Below are 14,898 nucleotides of genomic sequence, written 5' to 3' on the forward strand. Positions count from 1 at the left end.
TCCGCGCAACGGCCGACAATCACCGTTCCGCCGCCCCCGCCGATCCGCTACACCGCGCCGGCGATGCCCCATCTCTATCTCGTCGACGGCTCGGGCTATATCTTCCGCGCCTACCACCGCCTGCCGCCGCTCACCAACAAGCATGGCGAGCCGGTCGGCGCCGTCTATGGCTATACCACCATGCTGTGGAAGCTGGCCGACGACCTGCACAAGGCCGACGGGCCGACGCACATGGCGGTCATCCTCGACAAATCGTCGACCACCTTCCGCAACCAGATGTACGACCAGTACAAGGCGCACCGCCCGCCCCCGCCCGAGGATCTGGTCCCGCAATTCCCGATGATCCGCGACGCCACCCGCGCCTTCTCGCTGCCCTGCATCGAGGAGGAAGGCTGGGAGGCCGACGACCTGATCGCCAGCTATGCCAAGGCCGCCATGGCGCAGGGCTGGCAGGTGACGATCGTCAGTAGCGACAAGGACCTGATGCAACTCGTCGAGGACGGCAGCCTCGACATGCTCGACACCATGAACAACCGCCGCATCGGCGAGGCTGAGGTGGTCGAGAAGTTCGGCGTCGGCCCGAAACAGCTCGGCGACGTGCTGGCGTTGATGGGCGACAGTGTCGATAACGTCCCCGGCGTCCCCGGCGTCGGCCCGAAGACCGCGGCCAAGCTGATCCAGGAGCATGGCGACGTCGAAGGCGTCCTCGCCGCCGCGCCCGAGATGAAGAAGGGCAAGCTCAAGGACAATCTGATCGAGCATGCCGAGGCGGCGCGGATGAGCCGCCGGCTCGTGGCGCTCGCCTGCGATGTCCCATTGCAGGTCCCGCTCGATGATTTGATGTTGCAGGGCATCCCCGATGCCCCGTTGCGCGCCTTCCTCGACCATCACGGCTTCAAGTCGCTGATGAACCGCCTGGGTCAGGTCGCCGATGCGCCGGTGCCCGAGAATGCGAGCGTCCCGCTGGAGGAGGATCCACCCTGCGACCATGCCGCCTATGAGACGGTCGTCGACGAGGCGGCGCTCGACCGCTGGGTCCAGGTCGCGCGGCACCAGGGCTGGATCGCGATCGATACCGAGACGACGGGCACCGACGCGACGCGCGCCGATTTGGTCGGCGTGTCGATGGCGCTCCACCCGAACCTCGCCTGCTATGTGCCGCTCGGCCATGGCGGCAACGACCTGCTGTCGGAAACGCCGGTGCAGCTCGACCGCAACCTCGCGCTCGCCAAGCTGAAGCCGCTGTTCGAGGACCCGGCGGTGCTCAAGATCGGGCACAATCTGAAATACGACATGGTCGTGCTCGGCCGCTGCGGGATCGACGTCGCGCCGCACGACGACACCATCGTCATGAGCTTCGACCTCGACGCCGGGCTCCACGGCCATGGCATGGACGAGCTGGCGGCGACGCACCTGTCGCACAGCTGCATCGCGTACAAGGACGTCGTCGGCACGGGGAAGTCGCAGCGCGGCTTCCACGAAATCGACCTAGACGCAGCGACCCGCTATGCTGCCGAGGACGCCGACGTCACCTATCGGCTGTGGAAGCGCTTCAAGGCGCGGCTGCCCGCGGAGGGGGCAACGCGCGTCTACGAGATGGTCGATCGGCCGCTGGTCCCCGTCATCGCGCGCATGGAACGGCGCGGGATCAAGATCGACCGCGAGAAGCTGTCGGCGCTGTCCGCCGACTTCGCCGGCCAGCTCGCCACGCTGGAAACGACGATCCACGGGCTCGCCGGCGCGCCCTTCACCATCGGCAGCCCCAAGCAGCTCGGCGACGTGCTGTTCGAGCAGATGGGCGTCAAGGGCGGGCGCAAGGGCAAGTCGGGCGTCTATTCGACCGACGTCAACGAGCTGACTCGAATCGCCGCCGACAAGGACTCGCCCGGCGCCGAGATCGCCGCGCGCGTGCTCGACTGGCGCGAGCTGGCGAAGCTCAAGAACACCTATACCGACGCGTTGCAGGACGAGATCAACCCGGAGACGGGCCGCGTCCACACCAGCTACAGCCTGACCGGTGCGCAGACCGGGCGGCTGTCATCGACCGAGCCGAACCTTCAGAACATCCCGATCCGCACCGAAACCGGCCGCCAGATCCGCGACGCCTTCGTCGCGGAACCCGGCAACGTCATCCTCGCCGCCGACTATTCGCAGATCGAGCTGCGGCTGGCCGCGCACATGGCCGACGTGCCGCAACTGCGCGACGCCTTCGCCAATGGCGACGACATCCACTCGCTGACCGCGATGGAGCTGTTCGGCGAGGTCAACCGCGACACCCGCGGCCGCGCCAAGACGATCAACTTCGCAATCCTCTACGGCATCAGCCGCTGGGGCCTGGCCGGGCGTCTCGACGTCAGCGCGGACGAGGCGCAGGGCATGATCGACCGCTATTTCGATCGCTTCCCCGGCATCCGCAATTACATCGCGACAACGACCGAATTCGTTCGCGAGAAGGGGTTCACCCAGACGCTGTTCGGCCGCAAGACGCACTTCCCGCGCATCCGCAGCAAGCTCCAGCACGAGCGGCAGGGCGCCGAACGCGCCGCGATCAACGCGCCGATCCAGGGCACCAGCGCCGACATCATCAAGCGCGCGATGGTGCGGATGGAGCCGGCGCTCGCCGAGGCAGGGCTGGGGCACGTCCGCATGCTGCTGCAGGTCCACGACGAGCTGGTGTTCGAGCTGCCCGAGGGCGACGTCGAGGCCGCCAAGCCGGTGATCGAGCGGGTTATGGCGACCGCGGCGGAGCCTGCGGTGGTGCTGAGCGTGCCGCTCGCGGTGGAGATCGGAACGGGCGCGAGCTGGGGCGCGGCGCATTGAGCGTGCTCGACACGGCCGGGCTCCTGCCCTCACCCTTCCGCGGCTGCGCCGCTCCCTCCCTCTCCCAGCGGGAGAGGGAGGGGGCCCGCGACGCGCAGCGGCGTGGGAAGGGTGAGGGCAGGTCGTGACGTCGTCGACCGTCGACATCGACACCCTCGCCAAGGGCGGCCGCACCAACGTCGCTGGCTTCGTCTTGCGGCTCGCTGCGCGCATCCCGTTCCTGTTCATCGCCGGCCGCCTCTACGGCCCCGATCTCGTCGGTCGCTTCGCGCTGGCGGTGGTGGTGGTCGAGCTCGCCGCGCTGGTCGCGACGCTCGGGCTCAAGCGCGGGCTGGCGCAGGCGCTCGCCGGCACCGACCAGCCGCATGTCTGTGTCGTCTGGGACGCGCTCGCGCTCGCCTTCGTGCTGTCGCTGATCGCCAGCGGCGTGCTCATCGCCTTTCCCGAGGCGATGTACCCGAACAGCCCGATCACCGGGCTCGACCGCTTCCTGCCGCTCGTCATCGTCGGCATCGCCTGGTCCGACGTCAGCCTCGCGGCGCTGGCTTACAGGCTCAACGTCAAGGCGGCGGTGACCGCGCGTGCGGTGGTCGAGCCGTGGACGATCTCGATCGCGGCCTGGGTGTTCTCGTTCTTTACGATCCGCGACGGCCTCGTGCTCTCCTACGTCGCGTCGATGACCGCGGCGCTGATCGCCAGCATGGTGCCGTTCCTGCGCAGCTATGGCCTGCCGCGGGGCTGGTCGCCGCACATCGGCCAGCTGTTCGCACTCGCCCGCGCCAACGCCCCGCTCGCCGGTGCCGATGCGCTGGAATGGGGCAGCCGCAACGTCGACCGCTTCATCCTGGGCGTCATGTTCGAGCCCAAGATCGTCGGCATCTATTATATGGCGCAACAGGTGGCCTCGCTGCCGCAGAAGCTGAAGACCAGCTTCGACCCGATCCTAGGCCCCGTCATCACCCAGAGTCTGGCGATCAACGACCGCGCCGCGATCGCCCGCCAGGTGCGCCAGGTCGCCTTCTGGATCATGGCGGCGCAGGGTGGCCTCGCGCTGATGGGATCGATCCCCGGCGAGGCGGTGATGGGCGTCGTCGGGCCGCAATTCGTCGCCGGCACCGCCGCCCTCGGCTTCCTGCTCACCGCCGAGGTGCTGGCGTCGACCGGCGCGGTCAGCGAATCGGCGCTCGTATACATCGCCCGGCACCGCAACCTGATGATCTCCGCCGGCATGCTGGCGTTCCAGATCGTCGCCAGCTTCGCGCTGATCGGCGCGATGCGCAGCCTCGGCTGGCCGGTGAGCTGGCAGGCGGCGGGGCCGGCGGTGGCGTTGATGCTGTCGCTGCTGCTGACCTCGATCATCAAGGCGCGGCTACTTGGCCGCCTACTCGGCGCATCGGTCAATCCAGTGCGCTGGCCGATGATCGGCGCGGTCGCGGCCGCCATCGTCGTCGGCACAGCCTTCACGCTGCTGCCGCATCGGCTGGAATGGGCCGAGCTGCTGTTCGGCGAACCGGCGATCGCCGCGACCTATCTGTTCATCCTGTGGCGCTTCGCCTTCGAACCCGCCGACCGGTCGCTGTTCGGCAAGATGCCGCAGGCGGAGGAAGCGACGCTGCCGAACGTCGGCGCGCCGGTTCGGTAGCTTCTCCCCTCCCCGCGTCATCCTGATTTTGTTTCAGGATCTCGTGGTGACGGAGCAGAACCTCACCGGGAGATGCTGAAACGAGTTCAGCCTGACGGTCCTGCGACCGACGGCATCAATGCCGGAAGTGGCGTATCCCGGTGAAGACCATCGCCAGCCCCGCCGCATCGGCCGCCGCGATCACTTCGTCGTCGCGGATCGAGCCGCCCGGCTGGATCACCGCGGTCGCGCCCGCCTCGACCGCCGCCATCAGGCCGTCGGCGAAGGGGAAGAACGCATCCGACGCCACCGCCGAGCCGATCGTCCGCGGCTGTCCCCAGCCGGCCTTGTCGGCGGCGTCTTTGGCCTTCCAGGCGGCGATGCGCGCCGATTCCAGGCGGTTCATCTGCCCGGCGCCGATGCCCGCGGTCGCACCGTCCTTGGCATAGACGATCGCGTTCGACTTGACGTGCTTGGCCACCGTCCAGGCGAAGCGGCAGTCGGCGAGCTCCTGCGCGGTCGGCTGGCGCTTCGTCACCACCTTCAGCATGTCGTCGGTCAGCATCCCGCCATCACGATCCTGGACCAGCCAGCCGCCGAGGATCGACTTGGCGGTCAGCCCGGCGCGGCGCGGATCGGGGAGCGCGCCGGTCAACAGCAGCCGCAGGTTCTTCTTGGCAGCGAACAGCGCCAGCGCTTCCTCGTCGGCGTCGGGGGCGACGACCACCTCGGTGAAGATCTGCGTGATCGCCCGCGCCGTGGCGCCGTCGAGCGGTCGGTTGACCGCGATGATGCCGCCGAACGCCGACACCGTGTCGCAGGCGAACGCCTCGGCATAGGCGGCCTCCAGGCTGTCGGCGGTCGCGACGCCGCAGGGGTTCGCATGCTTGACGATGACGCACGACGGCGCGGCGTCGCGAAACTCGGCGACCAGCTCCAGCGCGGCATCGGCGTCGTTGAGATTGTTGTAGCTCAGCTCCTTGCCCTGCAGCTGACGCGCCTGGCCGATGCCCGTCGCCCCCGTGCCGGCGGCGGCGTAGAAGGCCCCCTGCTGATGCGGGTTTTCGCCATAGCGCAGCGTCTGCCCGCGCTTCAGCGTCAGCGGCAGCGTCGCCGGGAATCGCTCGCCCTGGTCGGCGAAGGCGAACCATTGGGCGATCGCCGAGTCATAGGCGGCGGTGGCGGCGAATGCCTTGGCGGCAAGGCGGCGGCGCTCGTCGAGCGTGGTCGAGCCCTTCTCCAGCAGCGCATAGTCGGCGGGGTCGGTGACGATCGCGACATAGGCGTGGTTCTTCGCCGCCGAGCGGACCATCGACGGGCCGCCGATGTCGATATTCTCGATCACCTCGTCGCGTGCGGCGCCCTTCGCGACGGTTGCCTCGAACGGGTAGAGGTTGACGACGACGAGGTCGATCGCGCCGATGCCATGCTCTTCCATCGCTGCGGCATGGGCGGCGTCGTCACGCACCGCGAGCAGCCCGCCGTGGACCATCGGGTGGAGCGTCTTGACGCGGCCGTCCATCATCTCGGGGAAGCCGGTTAGGTCGCTGACGTCCTTCACGCTCAGCCCCGCCTCGCGCAGTGCTTTCGCCGTGCCACCGGTCGAGACCAGCTCGACGCCACGCTCGGCGAGGATGCGGGCGAGGTCGACCACTCCCGTCTTGTCGGAGACGGAGAGGAGCGCGCGGCGGATGGCGATGTCGGTCATGGCGGGGCCTTTGGCCGCTGGAGGCTCCGTTTTCAACCGGGCTGGGGTAAGGAGTTGAATTCGCGCGAACCAGTCGCCCCCCGCCGGGCGCGCCAGTCGGCCGCGCTTTGCCCCCAGGCGTCGACCCGGAAGTCCTGCAACGGCGGCGGCAGCTGGGTCGGCCCCTCGTTGACCGAACCGAGCCGCTTCGCCAGCGCGATCGAGGCGACGTTGTCGGGATCGATGGTGTGGATGACGTGATCCCACCCCAGCTCATCGACCGCATAATCCATCGCCGCGGTCGCAGCCTCCAACGCATAGCCCTTGCCGGCATGCTCGCGAGCCAGGCCCCAGCCGACTTCGGTGCCGGGCCAGCCTTCCGGCTGGTGCGGGCCGATGCGCCCCAGCCAGGTGCCGGTCGTGCGCTCGACAACCGAGAACATCGAGAAGCCGCGGATCGTCCACGCACCCGCCATGCCGCACAAGCTGCGCCAAGCGACCCCACGCGATTGGACCCCGCCGAGGAAGCGCATCGTCTCCTCCTCGGCATGGAACGCGGCCCAGGGCTCCCAGTCTTCTGCGGCGAGCGGCCGCAGGATCAGCCGCGGCGTGCAGAGGACGGGGCCGTTCATCCCCAGCGTTGACGCAGCTTGAGCATCGCCAGCGCCGCCTCAGCCGCGCCGCCGCCCTTGTTCAGCTGTTCGGGATCGGCGCGGCGGATCGCCTGCGCCTCGTCCTCGGTCGTCAGGATGCCGTTGCCGATCGGCAGCCCGTCCATCGTCAGCGCCATGATCCCGCGCGCGCTCTCGTTGGCGACGATCTCGAAATGATAGGTCTCGCCGCGAATGACGACGCCGATCGCGACATAGGCGTCGTAGTCGCCCGTCTCCGCCGCCAGCGCGATCGCGCCGGGGATTTCGAGCGCGCCGGGAACGGTGACGACCTCGGCCGTGTGCCCCGCCGACTCGATCGCTGCCCTGGCGCCGGCGATCAGCATGTCGTTGAGATGGTCGTAGAAGCGGGCCTCGACGATGAGGATGGTGGCCATGTTTTACCCTTCCGTTCGTCCTGAGGAGCCGCTGAGTGAAGTCGAAGCGGAGTCTCGAAGGACAGGTGGTTCGAGACGAGGCTTCGGCTGCGCTCAGCCTCTCCTCACCGCGAACGGTTTGAGCGAGGTCAATCGATCGCGCGCTCGCCGACGATCGACAGGCCGTAGCCGTCGAGCCCGACCAGCGTGTGGTGGGTGTTGGTGAGCAGCTCCATCTCCTCCACCCCCAGCTCAGTCAGGATCATCGCGCCGACGCCATAGTCGCGCAGTTCGTCCATCGCCGAGGGTTCGAGCGACCCCGCCTTCGCCTGCAGCGCGACGGTGAACTGGTCGGGACGCGGGCGGTTGATGACGACGACGACGCCGGCGCCCTCCGCACCGATGATCTCCATAGACCGGCGCAGCAGGCCGGCGCGCTCGCCACCCTCGCCGAAGATGTCGGAGAAGGGCGACATCGCATGCATGCGGACCAGCGTCGGCCTGGCGGGATCGACCTTGCCCTTGACCAGCGCGATCTGTTCGCTGCCCGTGGCTTTGTTCCAGAAGGTCATCGCGGTCCATTCACCGCCCCATTCGCTGACGAAACGGGCCTCGGCGCGCTTTTCGACGAGATGGTCATAACGGCGGCGGTATGCGATCAGGTCGCGGATCGTGCCGATCTTCAGGTTGTGGAACTGGGCGAAGGCGACGAGGTCGTCCATCCGCGCCATCGTCCCGTCCTCGTTCATGATCTCGCAGATCACGCCCGAGGGGTTGAGGCCGGCGAGGCGCGAGACGTCGACCGCTGCCTCGGTATGGCCGGTGCGCACCAGCACGCCGCCGTCGCGCGCGACCAGCGGGAAGACATGGCCGGGCGTCACGATCTCGCTCGCGCCCTTCGACGAATCGATCGCCACCGCGACGGTACGCGCGCGGTCGGCGGCGGAGATACCGGTGGTCACGCCCTCGCGCGCTTCGATCGAGGTGGTGAACGCCGTCTCGTGCCGGGTGCCGTTGTTGCGGCTCATCAGCGGCAGGCCGAGTTCGTCGACACGGCTTTTGGTCAGCGCGAGGCAGATCAGGCCACGGCCGTGTTTGGCCATGAAGTTGATCTTCTCGGGCGTCGCCATCTGCGCCGGGATGACGAGATCGCCCTCGTTCTCGCGATCCTCGTCGTCGACCAGGATGAACATCCGGCCGTTCTTCGCCTCGTCGATGATCTCTTCGGGGCTCGACAGAAAGGCGTGGCGCAGGCGTGCGACCTCGGGGGACTTAGCGGCCACGATAATGCTCCATGCGTTGCAGATAGCGGGCGAGGACGTCGATCTCGATGTTGACGGTGCTGCCCTGCGCCAGATCGCCGAGCGTCGTCACCGCCTGGGTGTGCGGGATCAGGTTGACCGCGAAGTGCGTCTCGCCGCCGTCCTGGTCGGTCACCTCGTTGACGGTCAGCGACACACCGTCGACCGTCACCGAGCCCTTGGGCGCGAGGAAGGGGGCGAGGCTGGCGGGCACGCGAAAGCCGACGCGGTGCGAATCGCCATCGGGGCAGACGCCGAGCACGTCGGCGACGCCGTCGACATGGCCGGTGACGATATGCCCGCCGAGCTCGTCGCCCAGCTTCATCGCGCGTTCGAGGTTCAGGCGGCGACCCTCGACCCACTGGTCGGTCGCGGTGCGGCTGATCGTTTCGTGCGACACGTCGACCGCGAAAAAGCCCGCGCCCTTGTCGACGACGGTCAGGCAGACGCCCGAGCAGGCGATCGACGCGCCCAGATCCACCGTCGCGGTGTCATAGGCGGTGTCGATCACGACTCGCGTGTCGCCGCGCTGTTCGACGCTGCGGATGGTGCCGATGTCGGAGACGATGCCGGTAAACATGACGCGCGCTCGTATACCTCCAACCGGTCCACGCCAAGGCGCCGCGCGTCGGCAAGCCGCCAGCGACCGTGCGCGGCCGACAGGTCGGACAGGCCGACGTCGGCGATGCCGGGCTTGCCGCCGCCGATCAGGATCGGCGCGCGATAGAGGAGCAGGCGGTCGACGAGGTCGGCGCGGAGGAAGGCGGCGGCGGTTTGCGCGCCGCCTTCGACGAGAAGGTGGTCGGCGGGAAGGTCGATGATCGCTTGGGGAGAGGGGATCGACAGCCAGCCACCCTCACCCTTCGCTGCCTTCAGCAGCATTTTCCCTCTCCCAGCGGGAGAGGGAGGGAGGCGCGCAGCGCCGGAAGGGTGAGGGCGGGTGGAAAGGATCACCCTCTCCGGACTCCGCTCCTCCAGCCCCGGCAAGCGTACGTCGAGCCGCGGCGCATCCGCCTCGTACGTCCCCCGGCCCACCAGTATCGCCTCGTGCCGGCTGCGCTCCAGGTGCGCGTGCGCGCGCGACTCGGCGCCGGTGATCCAGCGGCTCGTGCCGTCGGCCATCGCGATGCAGCCGTCGAGCGACGTGGCGAGCTTCAGGGTCACGAACGGGCGTCCCAGCGCGAGGCGGGTCAGGAACCCCGCCATCGAGCGGCGCGCGTCCTCGGCCCTCACGCCGGCCGTCACCGCCACGCCCGCCTCCCGCAGCCGGGCGAAGCCGCTGCCCGCGGTGCGCGGATCGGGATCCTCGATCCCTGCGACGACCCGCGTCACGCCGGCCGCGATCAGCGAGTCGCTGCACGCCGGCCCCCTCGTCGAGACATGGGCGCAAGGCTCCAGCGTCACATAGGCGGTGGCGCCGCGCGCACGCTCCCCCGCCTCGGCCAGCGCCATCGCCTCGGCATGCGGCCGCCCGCCGGGCTGGGTCCAGCAGCGGCCCACGACCCGGCCCGCGTCGTCGACGATCACGCAGCCGACGTTGGGATTGGGCGCCGTCCGCCCCCGGCCACGCTCCGCCAGCGCGAGGGCCGCCCCCATCCATCGCGCGTCGTTGGTCAGAGGCCCCACTTGTCCATCGCGTTGTCGACCGCCTGGAACTGCGCTTTAACCTTGTCCTCGCGGGCCTTCTGCTCGGCCATGCGTTTGGCCTTGATCGGCCCGTCGATCTTCTGCTGGGCGACGATGTCGGCATCGCTGCGATCGGCACGCCATTGCTCGACGTAGACGATCTCGGGCCGGTATTCGCGCTCGAACCGGCTGTCGTGCGCGAATGCCCAGACCAGGAAGCCGGTGATCGCCATGGCCGCGATCAGGAACCAATATTCATAGGGCTCGCGCGTGGCGAGGAAGTAGCGCAGGTCACGATAGGCGCGAACCGGCGCGAAGCGGCGGAAATACCTCATGACCACTAATGTAGGTGTTGAGGGGCATCGCGGCCAGTGGTCGCGATGCCCCCGCCCGGTGCCGCACCGTGGGGCGGTGCGGCAGCGTGTCACATGCCGTCCTTCAGGACGAAGCGCAGCGTCATCGTCCGCCATGCCTCGACCGGCACGCCGCCTCTATTGCCGGGCTTGAAGCGCCACTTGGCGAGCGCCCGATCGAATGTCGCGCGCCAGAAGTCGTCGCTCGTCGCGCGGACCTGCTGCGCCTCCTTCACGCGGCCGTCGACGCCGATCAGCACGCGGATGGTAACGCTGCCCTCGCGCCCCGCACGGCGTTCGGCGGGGGGATACATCGGCTGGAGATCGGCGGCGTAGCGTTGGTCGATACTGGGTTCGACAAGGGCTGGGAGCGGCGGGGGTGGCGGCTCGACCGGGACCGGCAGCGGTTCGGCCTTGCCGATCAGGTCGGACGACGGCGGTGTCGGCGGCAGGGTATCCGTCGTGTCCATCGCGTCCACGGGCTTGACCGGCAGGTCGAGCGGCGGAACCGGGGTGAAGATCTTCTCCGCCGGCGGCGTCTTCGGCTGCGGCTGGGGCTCGGGCGGCGGCGGTATGTCCAGCGGATCGGTGAAGACGCTGATAGGACCGCTGGGCTTGAATTTCTCGACGTGCGGCGCGGCGAAGATCAGCGCGGCGACGACCGCGGCGTTGATCGCGATCGCGGCGCCCAGGCCCGCAGGGTTGAAGCGAGACGGCGGCAGATGATGGTTGGCGTACATGGTCTTCTCCCATGCTCGGCTGGCCACGATGGCCGGCAGGGGAAACAGAATGTTACAACATTACGATCCTCGTCAAGCGGAATGATATGTCATATCCCCGCTGCCACCGAGAGACGTTCGATCGCACGACGCTCGCCGATCAGCGGCAGCACCAGCGCCATGTCCGGCCCCTGGTCGCGTGCCGTCAGCGCCTGACGCAGCGGCAGGAACAGCGCCTTGCCCTTGCGCCCGGTCCGCTCCTTCAGCGCCCCCGTCAGCGCGTGCCAGGGGTCGCCCACCCAGTCGAGCGACCGCGCCGCGTCGGCGGCCTTGGCGAGATAGGCGCGCGTCTCGTCGTCGAAGGCCGGCGGCGCCACCGGCCCCTCGATCACGCCCCACCAGTCCGCCGCCTCGCCGACGCTGTGAAGATTGGGCCGCACCGCCGTCCACGCCGCCTCGGTCATTCCGGCGGGCAGGCGATCGCGCACGCTGTCGAAGTCGAGTTGGTGGACGATGCGCGCGTTGAGCCCGGACAGCTCGCTTTCGTCGAACCGGGCGGGCGCGCGGCCGAAATGCACGAAGTCGAAGCTATCGATCAGCGGCTGCACCTCGACATGCGGCTCGACCGGCTCGCTGGTGCCGATCCGCGCCAGCAACGACCGCACCGCGGCAGGCTCGATCCCGACCTCGCGGAAATGATCGACGCTCAGCGAGCCGAGCCGCTTCGACAGCTTGCCCTCCGCCCCGGTCAGCAGCGCCTCGTGCGCGAAGGCCGGCGGGCTGGCGCCCATCGCATCGAACATCTGCAGCTGGAGCGCGGTGTTCGACACATGGTCCTCGCCACGCACGACATGGGTGATGCCGAGATCGATGTCGTCGATCGCGCTCGGCAGCATGTAGAGCCACGATCCGTCGGCGCGGCGCACCACGGGGTCGCTCATCGTGGCGGGATCGAAATGCTGCGGGCCGCGGATTAGGTCGTCCCACTCGATCGGCCGATCATGCTCGAGCCGGAAGCGCCAGTGCGGGCGCACGCCCTCCTCCTCGAACCGCGCGCGATCGTCGTCGGACAGCCGCAACGCCGCACGGTCATAGACCGGCGGCATGCCGCGGCCGAGCAGCACCTTGCGTTTCAGGTCCAGTTCCGCCTGGGTCTCATAGGCCGGATAGATCCGCCCCGCCGCAACCAGCGCGTCGAAGCGCTCCTCGTACAGCGCGAAGCGGGCGGACTGGCGCACCTCGTCGTCGGGCGCCAGCCCCAGCCAGGCGAGATCGGTTCGGATCGCCTCGACGAACCGCTCCTCGCTGCGCGCGGCATCGGTATCGTCGATCCGCAGAAGGAACCGCCCGCCGTTCACCCGCGCCCACAGCCAGTTATGCAGCGCGGTACGGATGTTGCCGACATGAAGCCGGCCGGTCGGCGAGGGGGCGAAGCGGGTAACGATGGTCATGGCCTTCAGTGCTTCAGTAGGTCACCACGTCAAGATCGTAACTGGCGGCCGCCGTTATCAACGCGCGATCGAGCGACGCCAAGGATGCTCCACTCGTCAGGGCCAGATGCAGATAAGCGGCGTCGTAGGCAGTCAATCCATGGCGATCCGCAAGAGCGGAAATACCCATCCAGCCTGCATCGGGCGCGAGTAAGCTAGTGACGACGCCGAAATCACGCATCTTTTCGATTGCCGCCTGCCGGCCAGCGCGCGTCAGTCGCCCCCGCCTCTCCGCAACATGGAGAAGGTTGACCACTTCGACGGACCAATGAGGCGGCGCTGCGAGCGGCCCAGCCGTCAGTCGCATGGCGACATGCCCAGGCCAAGGCTCCTCGTCGATCAGGACCGTCGGCGCAATGATCGACGCGTCGACGACGATCACCCGCGATTACGCCCTTCGGCGATCCAATCTGCGATTTCGGCGCGCGTGGTGGCTGGAATACCCTCTGCCTTCATCTCGTTGCGAACAGAGGCAAGTGCGGTGAAGGCCTGCCGACGACGCTCCACGACATCCATTTCGGGCGGGATCAAGCGCGCCACTTCCCGACCATGTCGTGTAATTGAAATCGCACCCTCTTCGGCGACGGCAGCGACCATCTCCGACAAGCGATCCTTGAATTCAGCGATGGGAACGTGACGCATCGACACAAACCTTCCGGCCAAAATAATAGCCGTAATCGTTCGATTCGACAAGACATCAGCTTGGCGAGGGGAGGCCACGCCTCTAAGGCGCTCCGATTCGCGCAAGGGGACCCACATGAAGCTCATCACCGGCAACTCGAACCTCCCGCTCGCCAAGGCGATTGCGGAATATTGCGAACTGCCGTTGACCGAGGCGCTGGTGCGCCGCTTCGCCGACGAGGAAGTGTTCGTCGAGATCATGGAGAACGTCCGCGGCGAGGACGTATTCGTGGTTCAGTCGACGGGCTATCCCGCCAACGACAACCTCATGGAACTGCTGATCATCATCGACGCGCTGAAGCGTGCGTCGGCGCGGCGCATCACCGCGGTGATCCCCTATTTCGGCTATGCCCGCCAGGACCGGAAGCCCGGCCCGCGCACCCCGATTTCCGCCAAGCTGGTGGCCAACCTGATCACCGTCGCCGGCGCCGATCGCGTCCTGTCGGTCGATCTCCACGCCGGGCAGATCCAGGGCTTCTTCGATATCCCGACCGACAACCTGTATGCCGCGCCGGTGATGAGCGCCGACATCCAGGCGCGGTTCCAGGATCGCAACCTGATGGTCGTGTCGCCCGACGTCGGTGGCGTCGTCCGCGCGCGCGTGCTGGCGAAGCGGCTCGACAACGCCCCGCTCGCGATCGTCGACAAGCGCCGCGAGCGCGCGGGCGAATCGGAGGTGATGAACATCATCGGCGAGGTCGAGGGCCGCTTCTGCATCCTGATCGACGACATCGTCGATTCGGCGGGCACGCTGTGCAATGCCGCAGCGGCGCTGCGTGAAGCGGGGGCGGAGGACGTCGTCGCCTATGTCACCCACGGCGTGCTGTCGGGCGGCGCGGTCGCGCGCGTCGACGGATCGGCGCTGACCGAACTCGTCATCACCGACTCGATCGGCAACCAGGAGGCGATCTCGGCGACCGCCAAGATCCGCCACCTGCCGATCGCGCCGCTGCTGGGCGAGGCGATCAAGCGGATCGCGGACGAATCCAGCGTGTCGTCGCTCTTCGACTGAGCCCGGCCAGCCGCCGACCCAGCCATTCTCTACCGCCTGGAGGACGAAAGTGTCGCGGATGATGCGACAGGAAGCGCCGGCGGCGGCCTAGCGGTCCCCCAGCGCCACGATATGCTCGAACACCGCGGGATGCAGCGGCTTGGCGAGCGAGCAGCCGTACAGGAACTTGTCGCGCCACTGCACCGTGCCCTCGAGTCCGGCGAGCCCCGGCAACGTCAGCCACACGACCGAGCCGGGCCACAGCGTGAAGCTGGTTTCGGCACGGAACCCCGTCAGCGACAGGTCGGTGATGTCGATCTCGAACCGCGTCTGCCCGCGGTCGCGCAGCTTCGCGCGCAGCTTCACCGGCCGACGCAACGCCCGGCGCTGCTCGCTGCCGAACATGTCGAACGACGGGGTCATGCGGGCCTGTTCCATGGATGGGGACCATGCCAGCCCATGCTTACCATTGCGTTAGCGCTACCCAGAGGCGCGCCCGTTTGCCGTCGCGATCGGGATACAAAGCGGCAACCATCCGGCCATCCTCCCCAACCGCCAGATATTGCGATGCAGTCGCATCAG

General features: G+C 68.3%; 15 protein-coding genes. 3 read left to right on the forward strand and 12 right to left on the reverse strand.

Annotated elements, in window-relative coordinates; genetic code table 11:
• Nucleotides 1-63: 63 nt before the first annotated feature.
• Both polA and GGQ80_RS01380 read left to right on the forward strand, forming a co-directional pair.
• Complete coding sequence (gene polA / locus GGQ80_RS01375) at nt 64-2,820, forward strand: DNA polymerase I (RefSeq protein WP_183981929.1); 2,757 nt, start codon at nt 64-66, stop codon at nt 2,818-2,820.
• Between the two features lie 124 nt (nt 2,821-2,944).
• Complete coding sequence (locus tag GGQ80_RS01380; protein WP_183981930.1) at nt 2,945-4,462, forward strand: oligosaccharide flippase family protein; 1,518 nt, start codon at nt 2,945-2,947, stop codon at nt 4,460-4,462.
• 115 nt (nt 4,463-4,577) lie between these two features.
• Here GGQ80_RS01380 and purH read toward each other — a convergent pair whose 3' ends face one another.
• The 11 genes from purH to GGQ80_RS01435 all read right to left on the reverse strand — a co-directional run bounded on the left by purH (nt 4,578) and on the right by GGQ80_RS01435 (nt 13,412).
• The gene (gene purH / locus GGQ80_RS01385) at nt 4,578-6,149 is read right to left on the reverse strand and encodes a bifunctional phosphoribosylaminoimidazolecarboxamide formyltransferase/IMP cyclohydrolase (protein ID WP_183981931.1); all 1,572 of its coding nucleotides are present in this window, start codon (nt 6,147-6,149) and stop codon (nt 4,578-4,580) included.
• A 32-nt stretch (nt 6,150-6,181) separates the two neighbouring features.
• Nucleotides 6,182-6,760: a GNAT family N-acetyltransferase gene (locus GGQ80_RS01390; protein ID WP_183981932.1), complete on the reverse strand. Its 579-nt coding sequence runs from the start codon at nt 6,758-6,760 to the stop codon at nt 6,182-6,184.
• Complete coding sequence (gene ribH / locus GGQ80_RS01395; protein ID WP_183981933.1) at nt 6,757-7,176, reverse strand: 6,7-dimethyl-8-ribityllumazine synthase; 420 nt, start codon at nt 7,174-7,176, stop codon at nt 6,757-6,759. Before ribH ends, GGQ80_RS01390 begins: the two co-directional genes overlap by 4 nt.
• A gap of 128 nt (nt 7,177-7,304) precedes the next feature.
• Nucleotides 7,305-8,438 carry a 3,4-dihydroxy-2-butanone-4-phosphate synthase gene (gene ribB / locus GGQ80_RS01400; protein ID WP_183981934.1) on the reverse strand — a complete coding sequence of 378 codons (1,134 nt, stop codon included), beginning with the start codon at nt 8,436-8,438 and terminating at the stop codon, nt 7,305-7,307.
• Complete coding sequence (locus GGQ80_RS01405; RefSeq protein ID WP_183981935.1) at nt 8,428-9,036, reverse strand: riboflavin synthase; 609 nt, start codon at nt 9,034-9,036, stop codon at nt 8,428-8,430. The genes ribB and GGQ80_RS01405 overlap by 11 nt, the downstream gene beginning before the upstream one ends.
• Nucleotides 8,964-10,052, reverse strand: coding sequence for a bifunctional diaminohydroxyphosphoribosylaminopyrimidine deaminase/5-amino-6-(5-phosphoribosylamino)uracil reductase RibD (gene ribD, locus GGQ80_RS01410; protein ID WP_183981936.1), 1,089 nt, complete (start codon nt 10,050-10,052; stop codon nt 8,964-8,966). Before ribD ends, GGQ80_RS01405 begins: the two co-directional genes overlap by 73 nt.
• 17 nt (nt 10,053-10,069) lie before the next feature.
• Nucleotides 10,070-10,417 (reverse strand): hypothetical protein, encoded by a 348-nt coding sequence (locus GGQ80_RS01415; RefSeq protein WP_183981937.1) that lies wholly within the window; start codon nt 10,415-10,417, stop codon nt 10,070-10,072.
• An 89-nt stretch (nt 10,418-10,506) separates the two neighbouring features.
• Nucleotides 10,507-11,175, reverse strand: coding sequence for an energy transducer TonB (locus tag GGQ80_RS01420; RefSeq protein ID WP_183981938.1), 669 nt, complete (start codon nt 11,173-11,175; stop codon nt 10,507-10,509).
• Nucleotides 11,176-11,264: 89 nt separating this feature from the next.
• A complete protein-coding gene (locus tag GGQ80_RS01425) occupies nt 11,265-12,605 on the reverse strand; it encodes a glutamate--tRNA ligase (protein ID WP_183981939.1) in 1,341 nt (446 codons plus the stop codon).
• Between the two features lie 13 nt (nt 12,606-12,618).
• Nucleotides 12,619-13,026 (reverse strand): type II toxin-antitoxin system VapC family toxin, encoded by a 408-nt coding sequence (locus GGQ80_RS01430; RefSeq protein ID WP_183981940.1) that lies wholly within the window; start codon nt 13,024-13,026, stop codon nt 12,619-12,621.
• Complete coding sequence (locus tag GGQ80_RS01435; RefSeq protein WP_183981941.1) at nt 13,023-13,412, reverse strand: type II toxin-antitoxin system Phd/YefM family antitoxin; 390 nt, start codon at nt 13,410-13,412, stop codon at nt 13,023-13,025. The genes GGQ80_RS01430 and GGQ80_RS01435 overlap by 4 nt, the downstream gene beginning before the upstream one ends.
• Here GGQ80_RS01435 and GGQ80_RS01440 point away from each other — a divergent pair.
• On the forward strand, nt 13,402-14,337 hold the full coding sequence (locus tag GGQ80_RS01440) for a ribose-phosphate pyrophosphokinase (RefSeq protein WP_183981942.1): 936 nt from the start codon (nt 13,402-13,404) through the stop codon (nt 14,335-14,337). The genes GGQ80_RS01435 and GGQ80_RS01440 overlap by 11 nt on opposite strands.
• 87 nt (nt 14,338-14,424) lie before the next feature.
• Here the strand turns inward: GGQ80_RS01440 and GGQ80_RS01445 are convergent, their stop codons facing one another.
• Nucleotides 14,425-14,739, reverse strand: a complete 315-nt coding sequence (locus GGQ80_RS01445) for a PilZ domain-containing protein (RefSeq protein ID WP_246346774.1) — start codon at nt 14,737-14,739, stop codon at nt 14,425-14,427.
• Nucleotides 14,740-14,898 lie beyond the last annotated feature (159 nt).

It is taken from the genome of Sphingomonas jinjuensis, from assembly GCF_014197105.1.
Classification (GTDB): domain Bacteria; phylum Pseudomonadota; class Alphaproteobacteria; order Sphingomonadales; family Sphingomonadaceae; genus Sphingomonas; species Sphingomonas jinjuensis.

Excerpts from the sequence above, each read along its gene's own strand:
- GGQ80_RS01420 (WP_183981938.1), bottom strand. The coding sequence starts at position 11,175 with ATGTACGCCAACCATCATCTGCCGCCGTCTCGCTTCAACCCTGCGGGC.
- GGQ80_RS01415 (WP_183981937.1), bottom strand. The coding sequence starts at position 10,417 with ATGAGGTATTTCCGCCGCTTCGCGCCGGTTCGCGCCTATCGTGACCTG.
- ribH (WP_183981933.1), bottom strand. The coding sequence starts at position 7,176 with ATGGCCACCATCCTCATCGTCGAGGCCCGCTTCTACGACCATCTCAAC.
- GGQ80_RS01425 (WP_183981939.1), bottom strand. The coding sequence starts at position 12,605 with ATGACCATCGTTACCCGCTTCGCCCCCTCGCCGACCGGCCGGCTTCAT.
- GGQ80_RS01435 (WP_183981941.1), bottom strand. The coding sequence starts at position 13,412 with ATGAGCTTCATGTGGGTCCCCTTGCGCGAATCGGAGCGCCTTAGAGGC.
- GGQ80_RS01405 (WP_183981935.1), bottom strand. The coding sequence starts at position 9,036 with ATGTTTACCGGCATCGTCTCCGACATCGGCACCATCCGCAGCGTCGAA.
- ribD (WP_183981936.1), bottom strand. The coding sequence starts at position 10,052 with ATGGGGGCGGCCCTCGCGCTGGCGGAGCGTGGCCGGGGGCGGACGGCG.
- GGQ80_RS01390 (WP_183981932.1), bottom strand. The coding sequence starts at position 6,760 with ATGAACGGCCCCGTCCTCTGCACGCCGCGGCTGATCCTGCGGCCGCTC.
- polA (WP_183981929.1), top strand. The coding sequence starts at position 64 with ATGCCCCATCTCTATCTCGTCGACGGCTCGGGCTATATCTTCCGCGCC.
- purH (WP_183981931.1), bottom strand. The coding sequence starts at position 6,149 with ATGACCGACATCGCCATCCGCCGCGCGCTCCTCTCCGTCTCCGACAAG.
- GGQ80_RS01440 (WP_183981942.1), top strand. The coding sequence starts at position 13,402 with ATGAAGCTCATCACCGGCAACTCGAACCTCCCGCTCGCCAAGGCGATT.
- GGQ80_RS01445 (WP_246346774.1), bottom strand. The coding sequence starts at position 14,739 with ATGACCCCGTCGTTCGACATGTTCGGCAGCGAGCAGCGCCGGGCGTTG.